This is a genomic window from Phycicoccus sp. (genome assembly GCF_035325325.1).
Classification (GTDB): domain Bacteria; phylum Actinomycetota; class Actinomycetes; order Actinomycetales; family Dermatophilaceae; genus Phycicoccus.
In genome coordinates, this window is sequence record NZ_DAOLAC010000033.1 from 25003 (window position 1) to 48011 (window position 23009).

The following is a 23009-nucleotide window of genomic DNA, read 5'->3' on the forward strand; positions in this document are numbered from 1 at the left end:
GGGTAGTGCCTCTCTACGGATGGGGGGCCACCCGGGTTCCCCCTCGGAGGCACCGAAGAGGACCCTCGTGGTCGTACACCGGCAACGTAGGAACGGTGGATGACGCGTCGGGCCGTACGCGGTGAACGAGGCGTGAACGACGGCGGGCCATTGCACGACCGCCCGGTCAAGGGCCGCGGACCGCCCGGCGGACCCCGCGAGCCGGGACGACGCCGCGGCCGGCTGTCAGGGGAGGTGGCGCTCGACGGCGACGACCCGCGCGGCGGCACCGCGGCCGGCCACGTGGCAGACCAGCGCCTCGCCCTTGGCCAGCTTCGCGTCGCTCGCGGCGGCCAGCCGCGCGCGGTCCTCCGCCGTCGCGTCGCCGGCCAGGGGCGTCAGGACGTCGAGGACCGCGGGCAGCACCGGACCGTGCGAGCAGAGGACCACGGGGCGCCCCGCGGCCAGCAGCTTCTGCACCCGGCGCGGTGCCTTGGCCGGGTCCTCGGCGAAGCCCTCCTCCGACAGCCCGGGCCGCGTCCGCACCCGCAGTCCCGCTGCCGCCGCGAAGGGGGCGACGGTGTCGACGCAGCGGACCGACGGCGAGCTGACCACCCGCTCCGGGGCGTACGCGCCGAGGACGTCGACGAGCACCGCCGCCCGCGCGTGCCCGGGGCCGTCGAGCGGGCGCAGCGTGTCGTCCGGGTCGCTCCAGGCGCCGCGGCCGACGGCGTGGGCGTGGCGGACGACGACGAACGGCCAGGTGTCGAGGGTGCCGGCCTGGTGGTGGCGGACGAGGGCCCGCAGCTGGTCGCGGTCGCGCGCGTAGTCGAGGCGGTCGTGGGCCGCGCGGTGGTCGAGCCACGCGACGTCGTCCACCTCGTTGACCAGCCGGCCGTGACCGCCGACGACCCGCGCCGCCCAGTACCGCACGACCTTGTCGGCGGGCTTCCCGTCGCGGTCGAGCATCGTGTACCGGGCCTCGGGCAGCGGGACCCCGAGCCGCACCTCCAGCCCCGTCTCCTCGTGCGTCTCCCGCGCGGCGGCCGGCGCCCACTCCTCGCCCGGGTCGAGCTTGCCCTTGGCCCAGGCCCAGTCGTCGTAGCGCGGCCGGTGCACGAGGGCGACCTGGAGGGTGTGGTCGTGCACCCGCCAAGGCAGGGTCCCCGCGGCGGGGATCGTCGTCGGCATCGAGCCGGTCAGCGGCGCCGCGCCTTGCGGCGACGCTTCGCGTGCATCTCGACGAGGGCGGACTGGAGGTCCTCGAGCGGCTGGCCCTCGTCGTCGAGGTGGTGGCGGGTCCAGCGGCCGTCCGGGCCGAGGGCCCAGTGCGAGTAGCGGTCGGACATGCCGCGCTCCATGAGCGCCCGGAGGTCGTCGACGTGGCGCGGGTCGGTGAGCCGCACCAGCGCCTCGACGCGGCGGTCGAGGTTGCGGTGCATCATGTCGGCGCTGCCGATGTACGCGACCGGCTCGCCACCGCCACCGAACCAGAAGACCCGGGAGTGCTCGAGGAAGCGGCCGAGCACCGAGCGGACCTCGATCGACTCCGAGAGCCCCGGCACCCCGGGCCGCAGGGCGCAGATGCCGCGGACCCAGAGCCGCACCCGGACCCCCGCCTGGGAGGCGGTGTACAGGGCGTCGATGAGCTGCTCGTCGACGATCGAGTTGACCTTCCAGTCGATCAGCCCGGACCCGGGGTTGGCGCGCTCGTGCTCGATCTCCTGGTGGATGTGGGCGACGAGCCCGGAGCGCACCGAGCGCGGCGCGACGAGGAGCCGGCGGAACTTGCTGCGCGGCGCGATGCCCGAGAGCTGGTTGAACAGCCGGCTCAGGTCCTCGCCGACCTGCGCGTCGTCGGTGAGCAGGCCGAGGTCCTCGTAGAGCCGTGCCGTCTTCGGGTTGTAGTTGCCGGTGCCGACGTGGCAGTACCGGCGCATCCCCTCGGCCTCCTGGCGGATGACGAGGCAGAGCTTCGCGTGGGTCTTGAGGCCGACGATGCCGTAGACGACGTGGACGCCGGCGTGCTCGAGTTTGCGGGCCCAGGAGATGTTGTTCTCCTCGTCGAAGCGGGCCTTGATCTCGACGACGGCGAGCACCTGCTTGCCCGCCTCGGCCGCGTCGATGAGGGCGTCGATGATCGGGCTGTCGCCGCTCGTGCGGTAGAGGGTCTGCTTGATCGCGAGGACGTGCGGGTCGGCCGCGGCCTGCTCGAGGAGCGCCTGCACCGAGGTGGAGAACGAGTCGTACGGGTGCTGGAGCAGGACGTCCTGCTTGCGGATGGAGGCGAAGATGTCGCGGGCCTTGGCCGACTCGGTCGGGGCGAGGTCGGCGTTGGTGCGCGCGACGAACGGCTCGAAGTGCAGCTCGGAGCGCTCGAGGTCGGCGATGACGTTGAGCGCGCGCAGGTCGAGGGGCGCCGGTAGCCGGTAGACCTCGTTCGGGTGCACCCCCAGCTCGCGGACGATGAGGTCGAGGACGTGGTCGTCGATCGCCTCCTCGACCTCGAGCCGCACCGGGGGGCCGAAGCGCCGGCGGGTCAGCTCGCGCTCGAGCGCGGTGAGCAGGTTCTCGGCGTCGTCCTCCTCGACCTCGAGGTCCTCGTTGCGGGTGACCCGGAAGGTGAAGTGCTCACGCACCTCCATCCCGGGGAAGAGGTGGTCGAGGTGGGCGGCGATGACGTCCTCGAGAGGCACGAACCGGGTGTCGTACATGTCGGCCAGCGGCGACTCGTCCGGGCCGGGCTCGACGCGCACGAGCCGCGGGAGCATCGGCGGCACCTTGACGCGGGCGAAGTGCTCCTTGCCGCTGCGCGGGTTGACGAGGATGACGGCGAGGTTGAGCGAGAGGCCCGAGATGTACGGGAACGGGTGGGCCGGGTCGACGGCGAGCGGGGTGAGGACGGGGAAGAGGCGGTCGGTGAAGACGGTGGCGAGCCGGTCGCGCTCGTCGTCGGAGAGGGCGTCCCAGCGGACGATGGTCACGCCCTCGCTCTCCAGGGCCGGGCGCACCTGCTCGGCGTAGACCCGCGCCTGCATCGTCATCAGCTCGTGGGCGACGAGCGAGATCTGCTCGAGGACCTCGCGCGGCTCGAGCCCGGACGCCGAGCGCATCGCGATGCCGGTGGCGATGCGCCGCTTGAGCCCGGCGACCCGGACCATGAAGAACTCGTCGAGGTTGGACGCGAAGATGGCGAGGAAGCGGGCGCGCTCGAGCAGCGGCACGTTCTCGTCTCCGGCCAGCTGCAGCACGCGCTCGTTGAACTGCAGCCACGAGATCTCGCGGTCGAGGAAGCGGTCGGCGGGGAGGGTGTCCTCGTCGACGTGCTCCGCGTGGTGGGCGCTGCGGACGAACCGGCCGTTCGTGCCCCGAGGTTGCTGCTGGTGGCGGGTCTCGGTGGCCGACGCGCTCGCGATGGACACCTCGCTGACGATCGCGGCCTCCGCCGAGGCCTCCGCGGCGGCGTCGCGCGCCGTCGCGTCGTCGTGCGCCTCCGGGTCGACCGTCGTCTGCTCCGTCATGACCTCCATCCTGTCAGGTCGCGGCCGATGCGGAAGGCCCGCGCACGATGGCGGGCTACCGCGCAGTACTCGTCGTCATCACAGCCCTTACTGCGCCGTAGCCCGGCACAGCCCGTACTGCGCCGTAGCCCGGCACAGCCCGTACTGCGCCGTAGCCCGGCACAGCCCTTACTGCGCCGTAGCCCGGCACAGCCCGTACTGCGCCGTAGCCCGGTGGCGGGGAAGGGGGTCAGCCGCGGACGGCGTACTGGACGTCGACGGCGGCGTCGACGAACCCGAGCCGCGCGTAGGTGCGGCGGGCGGCGGTGTTGTCGCCGTCGACGTAGAGCTCGACCTCGGCGAGCCCGCGCCGGGCGAGGTGCGCGAGGCCCAGCGCGGTGAGCGGACCGCCGAGCCCGCGCCCCTGCTCGGCCGGGTCGACCCCGACGACGTACACCTCACCCACCCGACCGGGTCCCTCCCCGGGGCCGGGCTCGACCTTGGTCCAGTGGAAGGCGACGACCCGGCCGGCGCGCTCGACGAGGACGAACCCCGAGGCGTCGAACCAGGGCTGGGCCATCCGCTCGTGGAGGTCGGCGAGGGTCAGCCGGCCCTGTTCCGGATGGCTCGCGAAGGCGGCGGCGTTGAGCGCGACCCAGTCCTCGTCGTCGCGCCCCGGCTCGAAGGAGCGTGCCGAGTAGCCCTCCGGGAGAACCGGGTCGACGGCGTCGGCGGACGTCAGCGGGCGGGTCATCCGGTAGAGCTCGCGGCGGCGGTCGAGCCCGGCGGCCACCGCCAGCGCCCGCGCCGCGTCGAGGTCGCCGTGCGCCCAGACCGAGCGCGTGCCCTCGGCGAGCGCGGCGTCGAGCAGCGCCCGGCCGTGGCCGCGGCGCCGGGCCGCCGGGTCGACGACGAGCTCGGCGACGGCGTCCGGCGAGCCGGCCTCCGCCACCTGGCCGTACCCGACGAGCCGCTCGCCGTCGCGCCGCAGCAGGTGCACGACCCCGGGGCGGGCCGCGCCCAGCGCCATCCGGAAGGCCTCGGACACCGCTCCGACGCCGTCGGCCTCCTCGGCCCGTCCCCACAGTGCACGCACCGCGGGCACGGTGGCGTCGTCGACGGCGTCGAGCCGCTCGGTGGCCGCCACTCAGCCCTCGACCTCCTCGAGGTCCACCGCGCCCTCGGCCGCCTCGGCGGCCTCGGGGACGAACCGGTAGCCGACGTTGCGGACCGTGCCGATGAGCAGCTCGTGCTCGGTGCCGAGCTTGGCCCGCAGCCGGCGGACGTGGACGTCGACGGTGCGCGTGCCCCCGAAGTAGTCGTAGCCCCACACCTCCTGGAGCAGCTGCGACCGGGTGTAGACGCGGCCCGGGTGCTGGGCCAGGTACTTGAGGAGCTCGAACTCCTTGTACGTGAGGTCGAGCAGCCGCCCGCGCAGCCGCACCGAGTACGTCGCCTCGTCGATGACGAGGGCCCCGGCGGTGATCGGTCCGGTCTCGTCCTCGGCGGTCTCGGCGCGGCGCCCGACCGCGAGCCGCAGCCGGGCCTCGACCTCGGCCGGACCCGCGGTGTCGAGGAGCACGTCGTCGATGCCCCACTCGCTCGTCAGCCCGGCCAGCCCGCCCTCGGTGACGACGGCGAGCAGCGGGGCGGCGACCCCCGTCGTCGTGAGGACCCGGCACAGCGACCGGGCCATCGCGAGCTCGCGGCGGGCGTCGACGAGGACGGCGTCGGACTCGGGGGCGTCGACCAGCGCCGACGCCTCGGCCGGGAGGATGCGAACATGGTGGCTGAGCAGCCCGAGCGCCGGCAGGACCTCGGCGGCGGGCGCCAAGGTGTTCGTCAACAGCAGCAGGTGGGCCATCGCCCCACAGGATAGGCGGTCATGGACGCACGGCACGGGGCCTCGGCCCCTGATGGGACGCGGGCCACGCCCGGGTCGGCGACGGCCGGCGCGGTGACCGTGCGCTACTGGGCCGGCGCCCGGGCCGCCGCCGGGGTCGACGCCGAGACGCTGCCCGTGCCCGGCTCGGTCGGGGCGCTGACGGCGGCGCTCGCCGACGCCCACCCGGCCCTCGGCTCCGTGCTGCCCGTGTGCTCGCTCCTCGTCGACGGGCTCGCCGCGTCCGGCGACGACTCCGTGCCGCCGGGGGCCGTCGTCGAGGTGCTCCCGCCGTTCGCCGGCGGGTGATGCGAGGATGCCGGACGTGGACGAGGAGACCGGGCCGGCGGCCGAGCCGGCGACGCCCGGGCCCGCCGACGAGGCCGCGAGCCCGCCGGAGCCCGAGCGCCCCGAGCGGTCCCAGCCCGAGACCCGCGCCGGTCGCCGGGCCCGGCTGGAGGCCCTGCGCCGCAACCCCGTCCTGCCCGAGATGGCGACCGTCCCGCGTCCGGTCGTCGTGCTCGTCACCGTCGTCCTCGCCGCGCTCCTCGTGCCGGCGCTGCGCACCGACCCGGTCGTCCTCGCCGGTGTGCTCGCCTGGACCGGCCTCGTCCTCGCGTGGGGATGGCCCCGGCTGCTCGGCAGCTCCAGCCGGTTCGGCTCCGCGCTGGCCATCGGGGTCGCCGGCGTCCTCGCTCCCGCCGCCGGCGCCGCGACGACCGACGAGCCGTGGCTGCGCCTCGTCCCCGTCGCGCTGGCGGTCGCCCTCGGGGTCATGTTCGTCCACCAGATCGTCCGCCGTGACGGGCGGCCCCGGCTCACCGAGTCGATCGGCGTCACGGGGTTCGGTATCGGCCTCGTGGCGGTCGGCACGACGTGGCTGCCGCTGGCCCGCTCGGCCCGGCCCACCGATCTCGCGACCGCGGCGCTGGTGGCCGTGGCCGTCGGCGCGCTCGTCGACCTCGCCGCCGGCCGGCGACGGCTGCGGGCCTGGCTGCTGCCCCTGACGATGGTGCTCGGCGCCGCGGGTGCGGTCGTGGCGGCGAGCGTCCTCGGCAGCCCGCGTCCCGGCACGGCGGCCCTCGTCGGGGTGCTCGCCGCCGCCGTCTCGCACGCGCTGCGCCGGATGCTCGTCGTCCTGCCGCCGGTCACCGCGATCCGGTGCCAGCTGGCGGTGGGCGCCGCCGCGGTGCTCGTCCCCGGCGTCGTCGCCTACGGCGTCTCTCTCGTCCTCGGCTGACACGTCGGCCGTGTCCGGCCGACAGGGCCGTCGGTCCGCCCCGTCGGTCCGCCCCCGGTCGGGTCAGTACACGAGGGCCCGGGTGCGCGGGGCGACGACCTCCTCGACGAAGGCGGCCGCCCCGCGGATCGTCGCCCCGGCGACGAGGTCGCCCTCCCCGAGGTCGCGCCGGGCGGCGCACTGCCCGCAGACCGTGAGCCGGCCGGCCTCGAGCACCGCGTCCCGCAGCTCGGCGAGGGGAGCGGCGTGTGGCAGCTCCACGGTCTCGGCCCGGCCCGGCACCGCCATCCACGAGGCGTCGCCGGTGAGCCACAGGCTGACCCCGAGGCCCGAGGCGAGTGCCGTGGCCGCCACGGTGAACCCCTGGGCGAGGCGCTCGGGGGCCTCGACCCCGCAGGTCACCTTGACGACGAGGGCTTCGGCGCGGTCATCCATAGACTGGAGCGTATGGTCTTCACGCTCGACACCTCCCTCCACGAGGATCTCGCCCCGCTCGCCTGGCTCGTCGGCACCTGGGCGGGGGCCGGCGTCGTCGGCTACCCGACGATCGAGTCGGTGCGCTTCGGGCAGGAGGTCGTCTGCAGCCACGACGGCCGGCGCTTCCTCCGCTGGGACTCGCGCACGTGGCTCCTCGACGACGACGGCAACCAGGTGCGCCCGCTCGCGACCGAGACCGGCTTCTGGCGCCCGGTCTCCGGCTCGAGCGACGGCTCCAACGTCGAGCTGCTGCTCGCCCACCCGACCGGCTTCGTCGAGATGTACGCCGGAGTGGCCGAGCCCGCGAAGGTCGAGGTGCGCACGGACGGCGTGATGCGCAGCCCCGACGCCAAGGAGTACACCGCGGCGCACCGGCTCTACGGGTACGTCAACTCCAACCTCATGTGGGTCATGGACATGGCGGCCGTCGGACAGCCGCTCCAGTCCCACGTCTCCGCGGAGCTCAAGCGCCTCGAGTGACGCCGGCCGGCCGGCGAGTGACGCCGGCCGGCCCGGCCTCAGGGCGTCACGAACACGTCGAGGTAGTCGTCCATCCTGTCCTTGCGCAGCGCGTCGCCGAGCAGCTTCATGCCCTGGGTGTCGACGATGTCGATGCTGCCGGCGTTCGGGTCGCTGCCGAAGCCGGTGAACGGTGCGGTGGCGAAGACGACGTCCGAGGCCCGGATGTGCCGCAGCTCGAGCGCGTAGTCCTTCATCACGCCGATGCTCAGGCCCTTGTCGACGACGAGGTTCTTCGTCGCGGCGTCGGCGAACCGGGCGATGGCCAGCGGGTTGCGGATCGTCTCCGGGCTCGTCGCCTTGAGGAGCAGCGCCTTGACGAACGCCAGCTGCCGGCGGCCGCGGGAGATGTCGCCCTGGCTCAGCTCGTAGCGCTCGCGGACGAAGGCGAGGGCCTGGGTGCCGTTGAGGTCGTTCCAGCCCTTCTTGATGGCCGTGCCGCCGTTGCCGGAGGCGTCGTTGGGCTCCTCGGCGTAGACGCGCACGCCGCCGACGGCGTCGGTCATGTTCTTGAAGCCGTCGAAGTCGGTGCGGGCGACGTGGTCGATCTTGATGCCGACGAGGTTCTGGATCGTCTCGACGAGCAGCGGCTCGCCGCCGTACGCGTACGCGGCGTTGATCTTGTTCTTGCCGTGGCCGGGGATGGCGACGAAGAGGTCGCGGGGGAAGTGGATCATCTGGATCGACGTGGGGTCGGCCGGCACGTGGACGAGGACGATGACGTCGGCCCGGCCGCGGTCGTTCTTGCCGCGGCTGTCGGCTCCGACGACGAGGAAGTTCGTCCCGTTGCCGGCCGCCGGGACCTGGATCGGGGTGCCGTCCAGGGCCGTCGTGGGCGGCGGTGCGCTGGGCAGCAGCTCGGCCTGGGTCACGTTGCCGGAGACCTTCCAGCCCAGGTAGCCGACATATCCCCCGACGGAGAGCACGACGAGGAGGACGAGCACCCCGGCGATGATCAGTGCTCGTCGGAGTCGCCGCCGCCGGGGCGGCGTGCGGCGCTGGCGTCGGGTCTGCTCGTCGTGGCCCCCCGACCCCTCATCTGACTCGGCGACGTCGAAGCCGAGCAGGTCGATGTTCCGGTCACTCACTGGAGCAGTATAGGAAGCCTTCGTCGAGGGTGCAGGCCGACCCGCCTACATTGGAGGGGTGAGCGACCTCGGTGAGCGGCTGCGGGCCCGCGGCAAGCGTCTGACGACCCAGCGCGAGCGGGTGCTCGCCGCCGTCGGGCGGCTCGGCCACGGCACCCCCGACGAGATCGCCGAGTCGGTCGCCTCCGACGGCGCCGGCGCCCTGCCGGTCTCCACCGTCTACCGCTCGCTCGACGCGCTCCAGGAGCTCGGGCTCGTCGGGCACACCCACGTCGACCACCGCACGCCCAGCTACCACGTCGCCGAGCACGCCACCCACCTCCACCTCGTCTGCCGGGGCTGCGGGTGGGTCGGCGAGATGCCGCTCGACGCCGCCGACGAGCTCGTGGCGCGGGTCGACGACCAGCTCGGCTTCGCCGCCGACGTCAGCCACGCGGCCGTCCACGGGCTGTGCCGCACCTGCCGGGAGGACCCGTGACCGCATCCGTCAACATCGCCCCCTCGCCGCTCCTCGACCGCCACGGCGCGGTCGAGGGCGAGGGGCCCGACGCCGGGGTCGCCGCGCACTACGGCGACCCGGTCCGTGAGCAGCGCCTGCTCGAGGAGGGGCTCGGCGTCGTCGACCTGTCGCACCGCGGCGTCGTCACCGTCTCCGGCCCGGACCGGCTCAGCTGGCTGCACTCGATGACGACCCAGGAGCTCACCGGGCTGGCACCGCGCACCTCGCGCGAGTCGCTCGTCCTGTCACCCAAGGGGCACGTCGAGCACGCGCTGCACGTCGTCGACGACGGCACGACGACGTGGCTCGGGGTCGAGCCGGGCACCGCGGCGGCGCTCGTCGCGTGGCTGGAGTCGATGCGGTTCATGCTCCGGGTCGAGGTCGCCGACGTGTCGGCGGAGTGGGCCGTGCTCGGGGAGCCGATGGGCAGCGAGTCGGCCGACGGCGAGCCGCTGGCCTGGGTCGACCCGTGGCCCGGGCTGGTCGGTGACACCGTCGCCTACGGGCCGGTCGACGGGCACCCGGGGGCCGGGCGGGCCTGGCGCGAGCTGCTCGTGCCGCGCGACGGCCTCGAGGCGGCGGTCGGGGACCGGCCGCTGGCCGGCACCTGGGCCGCCGAGGCACTGCGCGTCGCCGCGTGGCGACCGCGGCTGGGGCTCGAGACCGACCACCGCACCATCCCGCACGAGGTCGACTGGCTGCGCACGGCGGTGCACCTGCACAAGGGCTGCTACCGGGGGCAGGAGACGATCGCGCGGGTGCACAACCTCGGGCGCCCGCCGCGCCGGCTCGTCTTCCTCCACCTCGACGGCTCCGGGCACGTGCTGCCGGCCGTGGGGTCGCCGGTGCTGCTCGGCGAGCGAGAGGTGGGCCGGCTGACCTCGGTCGCCCGGCACCACGAGGACGGCCCGGTGGCGCTCGCGGTCGTGAAGCGGTCGGTCCCTGAGGACGCGGAGTTCCTCGTCGACGGCATCGCCGCCGCACAGACCGTCGTCGTCACGGGCTGACGCCGCAGATCTTCCGGTTCGCGTCCGGTCCGGCCGGATGGCGCGGGCCTGCCCCGCCCTGACAGGATGACGGCATGACGACGTCGTCCGCCGGGGTGACCGGCACGCTCATCACCGTCGCGCCGACCGGGGCCGAGCACGCGAAGGCGGACCTCCCGCAGCTGCCGACGACCCTCGAGGAGGTCGTCTCCACGGCGGTCCGCTGCGAGGCGGCGGGGGCCTCCCTCATCCACCTGCACATCCGCGACGCCGAGCACCGGCCGACCCTCGACGCCGGCCACCTGCGCGCGGCCGTCGACGCGGTGCGCGAGGCGACCGACCTCGTCGTCCAGCTCTCGACCGGCGGCTCGGTCCACGACCCCCTCGAGCAGCGGCTCACCGTGCTCGACGCGGAGCCCGACTCCTGCTCGCTCACCTGCGGCACGACGAACTTCGGCGACGACGTGTTCCTCAACCCGTGGCCGTTCATGAGCGATCTCTACGTCCAGGCGCAGGAGCGCGAGGTCGTGCCGGAGTTCGAGCTGTTCGACCTCGGGCACGTCCACGCGCTGCGCCGGCTGCTCGACACGCACGGACTGCCGTTCGGCGGACGGGTGCACGTCGACTTCGTCACCGGGGTGCCGGGCGGGATGCCCGCGACGACCGCCGCCCTGATGGCCGGGGTGGCGATGCTGCCGGAGGAGGTCACGTCGTGGTCCGCGACGGGCATCGGGCGCGGGCACCTGCCGGTCATGGCGGCGGCGCTCTCCGCGGGCGGGCACCTGCGGGTCGGGATGGAGGACAACGTCGTCTTCCGGCGCGGCCAGGTGGTCGAGCACAACGACGAGCTGGTGGCCCGCGCCGCGGAGCTGGCGACGCTGCTGCAGCGGCCGCCGCTCACCTGCACCGAGGCCCGCGAGCTGCTCGGCGTCAAGGAGCGGCGTTCCGGCCGCTGAGCGGGTCGACGGCCCTTTCGCGAACGGGCGTGGACCCGCCGGGACGGTTCGGCGGGTTCACACCCGTTCGCGGGTACTCGCGCCGGTCCGAGGGATGGACCCCGCTGGGCGCGGACGGAATGCCATCCCATAATTGGTGGTTATGGCGAGCATGCGTTCCCTTATCGGATTCCCGGCCGTCGTCAACGAGAAGGCGGCGCGGGCCGTCGCGGCGATGGTCGTGCTCGTCACGGCGGTCGCGCTCGCCACGGGATGGCTCTGGCTGAGCGCCGTGCTCGCCGTCGGGTTCGCCCTCCGCGTCGCGTCCGGGCCGCGCGTCGACCCGTTCGGGCAGCTCGCGACGAAGGTGCTCGCCCCGCGGCTCGGCGCCGCGCGGATGGTCTCCGGTGCGCCGAAGCGCTTCGCGCAGGGCGTGGGCCTGGCGTTCACGACCGCCGCGACGGTGGCGTGGGTGCTCGGGACGCCGGTGGTGACCATCGGACTGCTCGCCGTGCTGCTCGGGTTCGCCGCGCTGGAGGCGTTCGTCGGCTTCTGCGCGGGCTGCTTCGTCTTCGGGCAGCTCATGCGGGTCGGGCTGGTCTCCGACGACACCTGCGTCGAGTGCGCCGACATCACCCTTCGCCGCCGCGAGCCCGCGGCCGCCTGAGCCTCCCGCCCCGCGAGGCGGTCCGGCCGGTCGACGCTCGATCCGGAGCGTGAGGTGCGGCCGCCGGGTGGGTACCACTCCTGTCGCGTCCTATCGGATGCCCGCTGACGTGACGCATCCCCGACGAGCGGTCGGTTGCACCGGGCGGTGGGGCAAACAGGCTGTCGTCGTGAATGCCCCGAGCGGTGGCGCACATGGCCGTGCGTCGGGGATGCGCAGGGTGAGGGAGCACGGCGCCGCTCGTCGTGGATGCGTCGAGGGGTGGCGCACGTCGCCCTTCGTCGGGGATGCGCAGGGTGAGGGAGCACGGCGCTGCTCGTCGTGGATGCGTCGAGGGGTGGTGCACGTCACCGCTCGTCGGGGATGCGCAGGGTGAGGGCGCACCGCGCCGCTCGTCGTGGATGCGTCGAGGGGTGGCGCACAGGGCCGTCCGTCTGGGATGCCCCGAGCGGTGGTGCACGTCACCGCTCGTCGGGGATGCTTCGTGAGGGTGGGCAACCGATAGTCCCCGGCGAACGGCCCACGACGGCCGGCTGGATGGAGGATCGGCCGCCGACGAGGTCTCCGGGCGGCGGTGTGGCGGGCCTCACGCTTGCCTCAGTTTGCAATGTGCTAACTGGAGCAAGCACAATGGACGCGTGAGCAAGAATCCGCTGAACGACCTGGGCGAGAGCCTCGGCGAGTACCTGCGCGACCAGCGCCGGGCCGCCCGCCTCTCCCTCCGTCAGCTGTCCGAGCTCGCGGGGGTCTCCAACCCCTACCTCTCCCAGATCGAGCGGGGTCTGAAGCGCCCGAGCGCCGAGATCCTCCAACAGCTCGCGAAGGGCCTAGAGGTGTCGGCGGAGTCCCTCTACGTCCGCGCCGGAATCCTCGACGCCGAGCACGCCGCGCCGGCCACCGAGGCCCCCGACGTCCGCCGGGCCATCGCCGAGGACCCCCTCCTCACGGCCCGGCAGAAGAAGACCCTCCTCGACATCTACCTGTCCTACGTCGAGGACGACGCCCGGCCCTGAGGCCGCACCGCCCCCGGCAGCGTCGCCGACCGGGCCCCCAGACCACCGCACCACGTCCGCACCGCACCATCCGAAGGAGCACGCCATGGCCGTCATCGACGACCTCCGCAAGACCGTCGACACCACTCCGCTGTACGCCCTCGCCGGCGCCACCGACCTCGCCGTCGAGAAGGTCCGCGAGGCCCAGAAGCGCGCCGAGGCCCGCCGCGCCGAGCTGACCAAGCGCGCCGAGGCCGCTCGCGCCGACCTCACCCCGGCCGCCCTCCAGGCCCGCGTCGAGGCCGTGACCGAGCAGGTCAAGGAGCTCCCCGCGCTCGCCCTCAACCAGGGCCTCGTCGTCGGTGGCAAGGTCACCGAGGGCTACGCCGACCTCGCCACCCGCGGCAAGAGCATCGTGAACCGCATCCGCACCCAGCAGTCCACCAAGGACCTCGTCGCGCAGGCCGAGACCACCGTGGCCCAGGCCAAGGGTGCCGTGACCACGGCCCGCAAGGCCGCCGCGGACATCGAGCGCTCGGCCAAGGCCACCATCACCACCGGCCGCCACGAGATGGCCAAGGTCGCCACCGTCCTCACCGACTCCGTCGCCGAGGAGGCCAAGGAGGCCCAGACCGAGGTCGCCGCGTCGGTCAAGCGCACCCGCACCGCCGCCAAGCGCACCAGCACGACGACGAAGAAGGCCAGCAAGCGGACGACCTCCTCCGCCAAGGGCGCCACGACGAGCGCGCGCAAGACCGCGCAGGCCGCCGAGAAGGCCGCCGAGAAGGCCGCCGAGAAGATCGGCGACTGACCCGGGACGCCCCGGACGAACGACGAGAACATGCCGTGCACCCGTCAGGGAGCACGGCATGTTCTCGTCGTTCGACCGGTGGGGGCCGTGGGCGGGGGAGGCCGCCGCGGCCCCCGGCGCTAGGGTCGGCGGGTGCCCACGCAGGACCCCCGCCCCGCCGCCCCACCCCCCGCGCGACCCACCCCCCCCGCCCCCGCCGACGCCCCCCTCCTCGCCCCCGTCGTGCGCGGCGGGGGCGTCGAGGCCCCGCACCGCGCCAGCATCGCCGTCACCGGCCCCGACGGCTCGCTCCTCGAGGCGTGGGGCGACCCGCACGACCCGGTCTTCCCGCGCTCCTCGAACAAGCCGCTCCAGGCGCTTGCGATGCTGCGCGCCGGCCTCCGCCTCCCGGTGGCGCACCTCGCGCTCGCGTGCGCGAGCCACAGCGCCGAGCCCGTCCACCTCGACGGCGTCCGCGAGATGCTCGCCGCCGCCGGCCTGACCGAGGCCGACCTCCAGAACACCCCCGACCTGCCCTACGACCCGCAGGAGCGCGACGTGTGGGTCGCCGCCGGGCGCTCGGCCCGCCCGCTCGCCCAGAACTGCTCGGGCAAGCACGCGGCGATGCTCGCGACCTGTCGCGTCGCCGGCTGGGACACCGCCACGTACCTCGACGCGGGGCACCCGCTCCAGCGGGCCGTCGCCGACACCATCGAGGACCTCGCCCGCGAGCCGGTCGCCGCCACGGCCGTCGACGGCTGCGGCGCACCGGTGATGGCGATCTCGCTGGCCGGCCTCGCCCGCGCCTTCGGGCGCGTCGCGACGGCCGACCCCGCCACCCCCGAGGGCCTCGTCGCGACCGCGATGCGGACCCATCCCGAGCTCGTCGGCGGCTCCCGGCGCGACGTGACCGCGCTGATGCGGGGCACGGCCGGCGTGGTCGCCAAGGACGGCGCCGAGTCGGTCTACGCCGTCGGGCTGCCCGACGGCCGCGGCGTCGCCCTCAAGGTCGCCGACGGCGGGCAGCGGGCCCGCCCGGTCGTCCTGGCCGCCGTGCTCCGCCGGCTGGGCGTCGAGTCCGCCGCCTACGACCGCCTCGAGGACGCCCCGGTCCTCGGCCACGGCGAGCCGGTCGGGGCGGTCGTCGCCGTCGGCATCGACCGGGACCCCGGATGAGGGCGGTCCTCCAGCGGGTGAGCCGGGCCGCCGTCCGGGTCGACGGCGAGGTGGTGAGCGAGATCACCCGGCCCGGTCTCGTCGCGCTGGTCGGCGCGACCCACGACGACGGACCCGCCCAGGTCGAGACGACCGCCCGGAAGATCGCCGAGCTGCGCATCCTCCACGGCGAGCGCTCCGTCCTCGACGAGGCCGCGCCGGTGCTCGTCGTCAGCCAGTTCACCCTCTACGCCGACACCCGGAAGGGCCGCCGCCCGTCGTGGAACGCCGCGGCCCCCGCCCCGGTCGCCGAGCCGCTCGTCGACGCCGTCGCCGATGCCCTGCGCGGGCGCGGGGTCGAGGTCGCCACCGGCCGGTTCGGGGCGCACATGGAGGTCGAGCTGGTCGGCGACGGCCCGGTGACGATCGTCCTCGACGTCTGACACCTAGGCTGGACCCATGAACGCGCTCGCCGACGCCCAGTACGTCGTCATCCTCGTGCTGTCGGTCGTCGCCCTCGGGGTCGAGCTGTGGGCCCTCGTCGACTGCGTCCGCCGGCGCGCCGACGCCTTCGTCGCCGCCGGGAAGCGCACGAAGAACTTCTGGCTGCTCGTCACCGGCGTCGCGGCCCTCCTCGGCTTCATCACGGTCGGCAACTCGCGGGCGCTCGGCCTGCTCGGCATCGCGGCGATCATCGGGGCGGGCGTCTACCTCGCCGACGTCCGGCCGGCGCTCGACCAGGTGACCGGGCGCGGCGGTGGCGGCGGACGGCAGGGTCCCTACGGCCCCTGGTGAGGCCGGACGGCGTCCCAGGCGAGCGTCAGCTCCCCGAGGCGCCACCGGGACGGCCCGCCGAGCACCGGCCACCCCGCGTCCCGCACCGCGGTTGCCGTGCCGATGAACCGCTGCCGCACACCGTAGGACGCGAGCGGCGCCTGCCGCAGCCACGCCTCGTCGAGGGCGGCGAGGAGGGCGTGCACCGGCTCACCCGGCACGTTGCGGTGGATGAGCGCCTTCGGCAGGCGTTCCGCGACGACCCCCGGCCGCTCCAGCCCCCGCAGCCGCCACGACAGCGTCAGCGACTCGGGGCCGCCCGCCCCGACCGCCACCCAGGCGGCGAGCCGGCCGAGCTCGTCGCAGGTGCCGTCGACGAGGAGGCCGTCCGGGGCCAGCCGGGCCACCGTCGTCGCCCAGGCCGGCTCCACCTCGTCCTCCGCGTACTGGCGCAGCACGTTGAAGGCGCGCACGAGGACCGGCCGGCGCCCCCCGGGGACCGGCACCTCGAACCCGCCGCGGACGAACCGCAGCCCGGGACGCTCGAGCGGCCGGGCCGCCGCCACCCGGTCCGGGTCGATCTCGACGCCGACGACCTCGACATCGCGACGCACGCGCCGCAGGCGGTCGTGCAGCTCGAGGGCCGTGACCGGTGACGCGCCGTACCCGAGGTCGACGACGACCGGCGTGGCCGGCGCCCGGCGCAGCCGCCACGCCTGCGGACCCGCGAGCCACCGGTCGCAGCGGCGCAGCCGGTTCGGGTTCGTCGTCCCCCGGGTGATGACCCCGACGGGGCGCTGGACGGCCACCGCACCAGCGTAGGCCGCGCGCACGGGGGCGCCCCGACGTCCCGGATGCCCGGCCGGCCCACCTACGCTGGAGCGGTGCTGAGGTGGTGGCGCTCGGAGGGCCGGGAGCAGCGGGTGAGCCTGTCGATGGTCTCGCTCGTCCTCAGCCTGTCCGCCGCGCTCGTCCTCGGGCTCACCTCCTGGGTCCCCCAGGTGCTCGCCCGCGACATCGGCATCACCGACGCCGAGCCGGGCCTGCTCCAGGTGGCCCAGGGCGCGTTCGGCGTCCAGTCGCTCGGGGCGGGGCTCACCGTCACCCTCTACGACCGCGGCTTCCGCCTCTCCCGGGGCAGCACCATCCTCGCCGACACGGTGACCAAGGGCGCGCCGGTCGTCGCGCTCCGCGGCACCCTCGACCCGGGCGACGAGCACCCTCGCGAGGAGGTCACCCGCGTCTACCCGGCGGTGAGCATCGACGCCGTGTCCCGGGACGGCGAGAGCGTCACCTACAGCGGCGTCGTCCACGACGACGCCGACAGCCTCCCGATGCGGATCACCTTCGAGCCGACCGACGGCCGCATCCGGATGGACGTCGCCGTCGAGGGTGCCTCGGCGGTCACCGTCAACCTCGACTGGCGCCCGGCCACGACCGGCATCGCCCCGGCCCTGCCCGAGCGCAACCTCAAGGCGAAGGCGTACTGGGTCGACCCGACGGTCACCGAGCAGCCGGCGTTCACGTGGATCCTCGGCACCGACGTCTCGATCGGCCCGGTCCAGGTCCCGCGCGCCGTCGACCTGCGCCAGGACGGCCGCATCGGCATCCATGTGTGGTCGCCACGGGCCGTGGTCACCGTCACGGACACCCCCCGCCCGGCCGTGGAAGACTCGGCGCCATGACTGAGCCCGCGGGCGCCGGGCGACCCCGCCGGGTCGCGATGGTCACCGTCCACACCTCACCGCTCGCGCAGCCCGGCACCGGGGACGCGGGCGGGATGAACGTCTACGTCCTCGAGGTCGCCCGCCAGCTCGCCCGCCAGGGGACCGCCGTCGACCTCTTCACCCGGACCACGAGCGCGGCCCAGCCGGACGTCGTCGAGGTCGAGCCGGGCGTCGTCGTCCGGCACGTCGCGGCCGGGCCCTACGAGGGCCTGTCCAAGGAGGACCTGCCGGGTCAGCTGTGCGCCTTCGCCGCGGGGATGATGCGGGTCGCCGCGCACGCCCCCCTCGGCTACTACGACCTCGTCCACTCGCACTACTGGCTCTCCGGCCAGGTCGGCTGGCTCGCCGCCGACCGCTGGGGCGTGCCGCTCGTCCACACGATGCACACGATGGCGCGGGTCAAGAACCTCCACCTCGCCGACGGCGACGAGCCCGAGCCGCGCGGCCGCGAGATCGGGGAGGCCCAGGTCGTCGAGGCCGCCGACCGGCTCGTCGCGAACACCGCGCGCGAGGCCGCCGAGCTCGTCGAGCTCTACGGCGCCGACCCCGAGCGGGTGGCGGTCGCGGAGCCGGGGGTCGACCTCGTGACCTTCGCCCCGGGGTCGGTCACCGGGGCCCGGGCCGCGGTCGGGCTGCCGGTCGACGCCGTCGTCCTCGCCTTCGTCGGGCGGATCCAGCCGCTCAAGGGCCCGGACGTCCTCGTCCGGGCGGCCGCCGAGCTGGTGCGCCGCCGGCCCGAGCTGCGCGACCGGCTCGTCGTCGCGGTGCTGGGCGGGGCCAGCGGCTCCGGTGTGCGCAGCCCGATGGGCCTGCCCGAGCTCGCCGAACGGCTCGGCATCGGCGACCTGCTCCGGGTCGTGCCGCCGGTCGACCGCGAGACGCTCGCGCAGTGGTACCGCGCCGCCGACGTCGTGGCCGTCCCGTCGCACAGCGAGTCCTTCGGCCTGGTCGCCGTCGAGGCCCAGGCCTGCGGCACCCCGGTCGTCGCGGCGAACGTCGGTGGGCTGCCGACCGCTGTCGGCGACGGCGGCCTGCTCGTCGACGGCCACGACACGGCCGACTGGGCCACCGCGCTCGGGCGCGTCGCCCTCGACCGCGAGCTGCGGACCTCGTTGTCCCGCAGGGCCGTCGAGCACGCCCAGGGCTTCGGCTGGGCCCGCACCGCCGAGCGGCTGCTCGAGGTCTACGGCGCCGCCCTCGCCCGCCCGAAGGACGTGTCCATCCACGACGCGGAGCGCATCAGCGACGTGCCACGGGCGGTCATCCCGTGAGCGCAGCCGACCTCCTCGCCACCGTCCGGGGGTTCCTCGACGGGTCCGGCCTCGAGTGGGAGCCGGGTGCCCGTGACGACGAGGTCGTCGTCGCGCTGCCCGGTGAGAAGAAGCTCAAGACGGTCGTCTCGCTCGTCTGCGGCGAGACCGCCCTCTCGGTGTCCGCGTTCGTCATCCGCAACCCGGACGAGAACCACGGGGAGGTCTACCGGTTCCTCCTCAGCCGCAACCTCCGGCTGCCCGGGCTCGCCTACGCCGTCGACCGCTCGGGCGACGTGTTCGTCACCGGACGCGTCCCGGTGGCCGGGGTCGACGAGGACTACCTCGACCAGCTGCTCGGTGTCGTGCTCTCGGCCGCGGACGAGCCGTTCAACGAGCTGCTCGTCATGGGCTTCCTCTCCTCGATGCGCAAGGAGTGGGAGTGGCGCGTCTCCCGCGGCGAGAGCCTGCGCAACCTCGAGGCGTTCCGGCACATCCTCGAGCGGCCGGGCGACCCGCCCCGCGAGGGCTGACCGGCCGGTCTCAGCCCGGCGCCCGCCCCGGACCGGTGCACCCACCCGTCGCTAGGCTGGCGACATGACGGAGCACACCCTCATCCTCCTGCGGCACGGCGAGTCCGAGTGGAACCGCAAGAACCTCTTCACCGGGTGGGTCGACGTCGACCTGTCCGACACCGGCCGCGCGGAGGCGGTGCGCGGCGGGCAGCTGATGAAGGACGCCGGGCTGCTCCCCGACGTCGTCCACACCTCGGTGCTGCGCCGGGCCATCACGACCGCCAACCTCGCGCTCGACGCCTGCGACCGGCACTGGATCCCGGTGCGCCGCAGCTGGCGGCTCAACGAGCGGCACTACGGCGCGCTCCAGGGCCTCGACAAGGCCGCGACCCGCGACAAGTACGGCGACGAGCAGTTCATGCTCTGGCGGCGCAGCTTCGACACACCGCCCCCGCCGATCGAGGCCGGCAGCGAGTTCGACCAGACCGGCGACCCGCGCTACGCCGGCGTCGAGGTGCCCGCCACGGAGTGCCTCGCCGACGTCATCCCGCGGATGATGCCCTACTGGGAGAACGACCTTCGCGCCGACCTCACGGCCGGGCACACCGTTCTCGTCACGGCGCACGGCAACAGCCTGCGGGCACTCGTCAAGCACCTCGACGGCATCAGCGACGACGACATCGCCGGACTCAACATCCCGACCGGGATGCCGCTCGTCTACCGGCTCGGCGACGACTTCATGCCGACCGGCCCGGGCGAGTACCTCGACCCGGAGGCCGCGGCCGCTGCCGCCGCGGCGGTGGCGAACCAGGGCCGCTGACCAGAGCCGGGGCCGCGCCCGCCGGCCTCAGGCGTGGTCGGCCGGGAGCCCGAGCCAGGTGGTGCCGGGCACGGCGGCGCCGAACAGGTCGCGGCCGCCGGGCGGGACTCCGTCGTAGGTGCGTCTCCCGGCCGCGTCCTCGACCACGAGCCGGACCGCGCTCGGGCCCGGTGCGTCCAGCACCGGGACCACCGCGCTGCGGCCCTTGAGGGGGACCGCCTTCGAGAGCGGGTGCGCGCCGGTGCTCGTCGCGAGGAGCCGGCAGGTGCGCCCCCCGGCCGGGACGACGACGAGGTAGCGGCCCGTGCCCGGCCGGATGTCGTCCAGCCAGACGACGGCGGGCTCGTCACCGGCGTCGGCCGGGACGACGAACGGCCCGAAGTCGAGGCGGGTGGGCGAGGTGGACCGGCCGTCGTCGTGCACCTCGATGGCCCGGACCACCGCGCCCTCGGGTGTCGTGACCCGGGTGAGCACGACCCGGCCGTCGCCGTCGGTCGCGGAGAGGGCGAAGGGGTCGATGACGCTCCCGCTCGCGATCGAGTCGACGACGACCTCACCACGCAACCGGGTGCGGGGCAGGCCGGTCGCGGAGGCCACCGTCGCCACGAGCTCGGCGACGGGGTCGCCGCGGCCCGGCTGCGTCGCCGCACCCCAGGCCGTCGGCACGAGGACGTAGCCGTCGTAGGAGCCGCAGCGCACCCGGCCCGCGGAGCCCCACGGCCGCTCGACGAGGGCGCTGCCCACCCCGTCGCGCACCGGGACCGCGCGCCAGGTCCGCTCGACCGAGCCCGCGGCCGTCGGGTGGACGACCGGCGAGAAGTCACCGTCACGGACGCCGGGCCGACCGAGGACGACGAGCACGGCCCCGCGCGGAGCGGGCACCCCGAGGGCGACGACGTCCTCGGACCCGTGGAGCACGTCGGCGGCGTAGGGGACGCCGGCGAGCCGCGCGGCCGGGGTGCTGAGCGGCCCCGACCACACCTCGACCCGGGTGCTGCCCGGTGGGGTGCCGTCGTCGAACCGAGCGGCGACGACGACCCGGACGCCGTGCACGTCGTCGGCCCAGAGCAGTCGGGCCCGGTGGCCGGAGCGGTCCACCACTGCCCGCACCCCGGCGTCCGTCGCGAGCCGCCCGCGCGCCGGCCACCGGCTCGTTGAGCGCTCGCTGGAGCGGGCCTGGCGCGTCGTCGTCCAGGCGGGGTCGTCGGGACCGGCCGTCGTCGGCGCGCCGGCCGGCCGACGGGCCGCGGACGCGCCCCCCGAGCCGTCGCGCGCCGCCCCGACCGCCCAGCCGGTGGCCGCGACCCCGGCCGCCAGGGCGCCGCCGACCACCAGCGAGCGGCGGCGCATCCCCCGGACGCGGTCCTCGACGAGAACGGCGGGGTCGGGCGGGTCCGGCTGGGTCCGGGCCAGTCGCTCGACGAGGGCCACGAGGTCGGGGCCGAGCAGCCGGTCGTCCGACGGCAGGCCGGCCGCCGCCCGGGCGCTGCGGTGCGCGTCGAGCAGGCGCGCGCGGACGTCGTCCGGGGGGCGGGCCTGCGTGTCGTCGTCCCACGCCACGCCGGCGGCCAGCACTGCCCGGGCCCCGGGCGTCTCGCGGGCGAGGGCGGCCAGGAGCGAGAGCGGCACGGGGTCGTCCGGGTCGGCGGGGTCGACGGCGGCTGTCCGCAGGACCTCGGGCACGGGGGTGGGTGCGGGCGGCTCGCGCCGGGGACGCGGCCGCGCACCGGAACGGGCCAGCCGGGCGAGCAGCTCGTCGCGGGCCGTCGCCGTCGGGCGCCCCTCCTCGAGCACCTCCGCCCACCGGTTGCGCACGGCGGTGAGCGCGGCCGCCGTCGTCTCGCGCGCCCCGACGGGGTCGAGGGTGGCGAGGAGGGCGACGGCCTCGAGCTCCGACCAGCGCGCGGTGACGAAGTCCGCCGCACCGCGCCCGTCGACCGCCACCGCCCCATCATCACCCCGGCGGCGGCGGTCCCGGACGGGTGGAACAGGGGGAACAGCGCACCGACCCGGGTCGGCGGGGCCAGGTCAGAAGAGCGCGCCCTCGGGGGAGAGGTCGTAGAGGGGTCGCCCGTCGACGTGCACGGCGTCGCGGACGACGCGCCCGTCGGCCGCCCGGACGACGATGCGCAGGTCGGAGCCGTCGGCGGGCGAGGTGGTGAGGGTGACGACCGCGAGTCGCCCGACGAGCCGCGTCGGCCGGGAGAGGACCTGCCCGTCGACGCCCAGCACCTGCACGGTCGCCGCCTGCGCGGGGGAGGTGACGATGGTGCGCGGACGTCCCTCGACGTCCGTGCCGAGCTGGAGGACGAACGGGGCGTCCCGCTCGCGGGCCGGCACGACGAGCGGCTGGTCGGTGAAGGCGGCGTAGGACTCGGCGGAGCCGGTGCGGTACGAGGCGAACCGGACGACACCGCCGCCGGGCGTCGTGACGGCGGTGACGTCGAGCGTCCCCGCGGCCGGGCTCCCCATCATCTCCTGCATCGCCCCCTCGGGCAGCGGGAAGCGGGTGGTGCGGACCGCGAGCCGCCCCACCGGGACGTCGACGCAGGCCGCGACGTCGGCGACCGCCGCAGCCACCAGGTCCTCGCCGTTCCGCGCCGGGTCGACGTGGGGCAGGGGCCCGTCGTAGCCGGCCATCCGCAGCCGGCTGGCCGGTCCGGCGGCGCGCTCGAGCCGCACCGCGCCGACGCCCTCGGTCATCGGGACCGCCTGCCAGGCCCGCTCGATGCGGCCGTCGGGGAGCGGGCGGACGGCGAGCGAGACCTCGGCGCCGTCGACGTCCGGGCGGGCGAGGGTGACGACGAGGGCGCCGCCGCTGCTCGGCAGGGCCACGGCGACGAGGTCCTGGCGGTCGTAGATGCCGTTGTACCCGAGCTCCGCGACGGTCAGCCCGGGGACGGCCGTGCCCGCCGGTCCGCTCCAGGCCCGCACGACCGAGGACAGGGGGTCGTCGACCTGCGGGTCGGTCGCCACGACGACGCGCAGGGGACCCGCGTCCGCGGCGTAGAGCAGCCGGGAGAGGTTGCCCGCCGTGGCGACGAGCGCCGCCACCCCTGGGTCGCCGGCCAGCGAGCCCCGAGGCGGCCAGCGGGTCGTCGAGGCCCACGCGGGGTCGTCCGGGCCGGCCGTCGACGGCGCCGGTCGCGGAGTGCGCCGGACCGGCGGCCCTGAGGCGGTGGAGCCGGTGGAGCCGGCGGCGGCCCAGGCGACC

25 protein-coding genes are annotated in these 23009 nt (G+C 75.3%); 16 read left to right on the plus strand and 9 right to left on the minus strand.

All coding sequences use genetic code 11. The features are described from left to right. Window positions 1-225 precede the first annotated feature (225 nt). From PKA89_RS16170 to PKA89_RS16185, 4 genes are all read right to left on the minus strand, one after another. Window positions 226-1128 carry an NUDIX hydrolase gene (locus PKA89_RS16170; protein ID WP_324421210.1) on the minus strand — a complete coding sequence of 301 codons (903 nt, stop codon included), beginning with the start codon at window positions 1126-1128 and terminating at the stop codon, window positions 226-228. A gap of 50 nt (window positions 1129-1178) precedes the next feature. Then, the gene (locus PKA89_RS16175; RefSeq protein ID WP_324421211.1) at window positions 1179-3500 is read right to left on the minus strand and encodes an RNA degradosome polyphosphate kinase; all 2322 of its coding nucleotides are present in this window, start codon (window positions 3498-3500) and stop codon (window positions 1179-1181) included. A gap of 229 nt (window positions 3501-3729) precedes the next feature. Beyond that, window positions 3730-4626 (minus strand): mycothiol synthase, encoded by an 897-nt coding sequence (mshD, locus tag PKA89_RS16180; protein WP_324421212.1) that lies wholly within the window; start codon window positions 4624-4626, stop codon window positions 3730-3732. Beyond that, window positions 4627-5343, minus strand: coding sequence for a response regulator transcription factor (locus PKA89_RS16185; protein ID WP_324421213.1), 717 nt, complete (start codon window positions 5341-5343; stop codon window positions 4627-4629). Between the two features lie 21 nt (window positions 5344-5364). On the opposite strand from PKA89_RS16185, the gene PKA89_RS16190 reads away from it, so the two are divergent. Beyond that, window positions 5365-5670 (plus strand): MoaD/ThiS family protein, encoded by a 306-nt coding sequence (locus PKA89_RS16190; RefSeq protein ID WP_324421214.1) that lies wholly within the window; start codon window positions 5365-5367, stop codon window positions 5668-5670. Window positions 5671-5686: 16 nt separating this feature from the next. Beyond that, window positions 5687-6601 (plus strand): hypothetical protein, encoded by a 915-nt coding sequence (locus PKA89_RS16195; RefSeq protein WP_324421215.1) that lies wholly within the window; start codon window positions 5687-5689, stop codon window positions 6599-6601. Between the two features lie 63 nt (window positions 6602-6664). Here the strand turns inward: PKA89_RS16195 and PKA89_RS16200 are convergent, their stop codons facing one another. Further along, a complete protein-coding gene (locus PKA89_RS16200) occupies window positions 6665-7036 on the minus strand; it encodes a DsrE family protein (RefSeq protein ID WP_324421216.1) in 372 nt (123 codons plus the stop codon). 12 nt (window positions 7037-7048) lie between these two features. Here PKA89_RS16200 and PKA89_RS16205 point away from each other — a divergent pair, with 12 nt between their 5' ends. Further along, window positions 7049-7558 (plus strand): FABP family protein, encoded by a 510-nt coding sequence (locus tag PKA89_RS16205; RefSeq protein ID WP_324421217.1) that lies wholly within the window; start codon window positions 7049-7051, stop codon window positions 7556-7558. 38 nt (window positions 7559-7596) lie between these two features. Here PKA89_RS16205 and PKA89_RS16210 read toward each other — a convergent pair whose 3' ends face one another. Then, window positions 7597-8685: an LCP family protein gene (locus PKA89_RS16210; RefSeq protein WP_324421218.1), complete on the minus strand. Its 1089-nt coding sequence runs from the start codon at window positions 8683-8685 to the stop codon at window positions 7597-7599. 58 nt (window positions 8686-8743) lie between these two features. On the opposite strand from PKA89_RS16210, the gene PKA89_RS16215 reads away from it, so the two are divergent. From PKA89_RS16215 to PKA89_RS16255, 9 genes are all read left to right on the plus strand, one after another. Then, entirely contained in the window at window positions 8744-9163 is a 420-nt protein-coding gene (locus PKA89_RS16215) for a Fur family transcriptional regulator (protein WP_324421219.1), read from the plus strand. Beyond that, window positions 9160-10191, plus strand: a complete 1032-nt coding sequence (locus PKA89_RS16220) for a folate-binding protein (RefSeq protein WP_324421220.1) — start codon at window positions 9160-9162, stop codon at window positions 10189-10191. The genes PKA89_RS16215 and PKA89_RS16220 overlap by 4 nt, the downstream gene beginning before the upstream one ends. Before the next feature lie 74 nt (window positions 10192-10265). After that, window positions 10266-11126 (plus strand): 3-keto-5-aminohexanoate cleavage protein, encoded by an 861-nt coding sequence (locus tag PKA89_RS16225; RefSeq protein WP_324421221.1) that lies wholly within the window; start codon window positions 10266-10268, stop codon window positions 11124-11126. 151 nt (window positions 11127-11277) lie between these two features. Next, window positions 11278-11772 (plus strand): DUF4395 domain-containing protein, encoded by a 495-nt coding sequence (locus tag PKA89_RS16230; RefSeq protein WP_324421222.1) that lies wholly within the window; start codon window positions 11278-11280, stop codon window positions 11770-11772. A 638-nt stretch (window positions 11773-12410) separates the two neighbouring features. Continuing rightward, on the plus strand, window positions 12411-12785 hold the full coding sequence (locus PKA89_RS16235; RefSeq protein WP_324421223.1) for a helix-turn-helix transcriptional regulator: 375 nt from the start codon (window positions 12411-12413) through the stop codon (window positions 12783-12785). A gap of 85 nt (window positions 12786-12870) precedes the next feature. Continuing rightward, window positions 12871-13575 (plus strand): hypothetical protein, encoded by a 705-nt coding sequence (locus tag PKA89_RS16240; RefSeq protein WP_324421224.1) that lies wholly within the window; start codon window positions 12871-12873, stop codon window positions 13573-13575. 132 nt (window positions 13576-13707) lie between these two features. Then, complete coding sequence (locus PKA89_RS16245) at window positions 13708-14730, plus strand: asparaginase (protein ID WP_324421225.1); 1023 nt, start codon at window positions 13708-13710, stop codon at window positions 14728-14730. Further along, window positions 14727-15152 carry a D-aminoacyl-tRNA deacylase gene (gene dtd / locus PKA89_RS16250; protein ID WP_324421226.1) on the plus strand — a complete coding sequence of 142 codons (426 nt, stop codon included), beginning with the start codon at window positions 14727-14729 and terminating at the stop codon, window positions 15150-15152. Before PKA89_RS16245 ends, dtd begins: the two co-directional genes overlap by 4 nt. Window positions 15153-15168: 16 nt before the next feature. Then, a complete protein-coding gene (locus PKA89_RS16255; protein ID WP_324421227.1) occupies window positions 15169-15504 on the plus strand; it encodes a DUF2516 family protein in 336 nt (111 codons plus the stop codon). Here PKA89_RS16255 and PKA89_RS16260 read toward each other — a convergent pair. Then, window positions 15489-16292, minus strand: coding sequence for a class I SAM-dependent methyltransferase (locus tag PKA89_RS16260; RefSeq protein WP_324421228.1), 804 nt, complete (start codon window positions 16290-16292; stop codon window positions 15489-15491). The genes PKA89_RS16255 and PKA89_RS16260 overlap by 16 nt on opposite strands. 75 nt (window positions 16293-16367) lie before the next feature. On the opposite strand from PKA89_RS16260, the gene PKA89_RS16265 reads away from it, so the two are divergent. The 4 genes from PKA89_RS16265 to PKA89_RS16280 all read left to right on the plus strand — a co-directional run bounded on the left by PKA89_RS16265 (window position 16368) and on the right by PKA89_RS16280 (window position 19795). Then, complete coding sequence (locus tag PKA89_RS16265) at window positions 16368-17168, plus strand: hypothetical protein (protein WP_324421229.1); 801 nt, start codon at window positions 16368-16370, stop codon at window positions 17166-17168. Then, entirely contained in the window at window positions 17165-18481 is a 1317-nt protein-coding gene (mshA, locus tag PKA89_RS16270) for a D-inositol-3-phosphate glycosyltransferase (protein ID WP_324421230.1), read from the plus strand. The genes PKA89_RS16265 and mshA overlap by 4 nt, the downstream gene beginning before the upstream one ends. Then, complete coding sequence (locus tag PKA89_RS16275) at window positions 18478-18993, plus strand: YbjN domain-containing protein (protein ID WP_324421231.1); 516 nt, start codon at window positions 18478-18480, stop codon at window positions 18991-18993. The genes mshA and PKA89_RS16275 overlap by 4 nt, the downstream gene beginning before the upstream one ends. Before the next feature lie 64 nt (window positions 18994-19057). Next, window positions 19058-19795, plus strand: coding sequence for a phosphoglyceromutase (locus PKA89_RS16280; RefSeq protein WP_324421232.1), 738 nt, complete (start codon window positions 19058-19060; stop codon window positions 19793-19795). Window positions 19796-19822: 27 nt separating this feature from the next. Here the strand turns inward: PKA89_RS16280 and PKA89_RS16285 are convergent, their stop codons facing one another. Beyond that, entirely contained in the window at window positions 19823-21739 is a 1917-nt protein-coding gene (locus PKA89_RS16285) for a hypothetical protein (RefSeq protein ID WP_324421233.1), read from the minus strand. Window positions 21740-21823: 84 nt separating this feature from the next. After that, a partial coding sequence (locus tag PKA89_RS16290; RefSeq protein WP_324421234.1) for a hypothetical protein occupies window positions 21824-23009 on the minus strand: 1186 nt, incomplete at its 5' end.

What these genes read in the sequence shown, in the direction of transcription:
- PKA89_RS16175 (WP_324421211.1), bottom strand. Translation starts at nt 3,500, where the DNA reads ATGACGGAGCAGACGACGGTCGACCCGGAGGCGCACGACGACGCGACG.
- PKA89_RS16185 (WP_324421213.1), bottom strand. Translation starts at nt 5,343, where the DNA reads ATGGCCCACCTGCTGCTGTTGACGAACACCTTGGCGCCCGCCGCCGAG.
- PKA89_RS16190 (WP_324421214.1), top strand. Translation starts at nt 5,365, where the DNA reads ATGGACGCACGGCACGGGGCCTCGGCCCCTGATGGGACGCGGGCCACG.
- PKA89_RS16200 (WP_324421216.1), bottom strand. Translation starts at nt 7,036, where the DNA reads ATGGATGACCGCGCCGAAGCCCTCGTCGTCAAGGTGACCTGCGGGGTC.
- PKA89_RS16205 (WP_324421217.1), top strand. Translation starts at nt 7,049, where the DNA reads ATGGTCTTCACGCTCGACACCTCCCTCCACGAGGATCTCGCCCCGCTC.
- PKA89_RS16225 (WP_324421221.1), top strand. Translation starts at nt 10,266, where the DNA reads ATGACGACGTCGTCCGCCGGGGTGACCGGCACGCTCATCACCGTCGCG.
- PKA89_RS16230 (WP_324421222.1), top strand. Translation starts at nt 11,278, where the DNA reads ATGCGTTCCCTTATCGGATTCCCGGCCGTCGTCAACGAGAAGGCGGCG.
- PKA89_RS16240 (WP_324421224.1), top strand. Translation starts at nt 12,871, where the DNA reads ATGGCCGTCATCGACGACCTCCGCAAGACCGTCGACACCACTCCGCTG.
- dtd (WP_324421226.1), top strand. Translation starts at nt 14,727, where the DNA reads ATGAGGGCGGTCCTCCAGCGGGTGAGCCGGGCCGCCGTCCGGGTCGAC.
- PKA89_RS16255 (WP_324421227.1), top strand. Translation starts at nt 15,169, where the DNA reads ATGAACGCGCTCGCCGACGCCCAGTACGTCGTCATCCTCGTGCTGTCG.
- mshA (WP_324421230.1), top strand. Translation starts at nt 17,165, where the DNA reads ATGACTGAGCCCGCGGGCGCCGGGCGACCCCGCCGGGTCGCGATGGTC.
- PKA89_RS16280 (WP_324421232.1), top strand. Translation starts at nt 19,058, where the DNA reads ATGACGGAGCACACCCTCATCCTCCTGCGGCACGGCGAGTCCGAGTGG.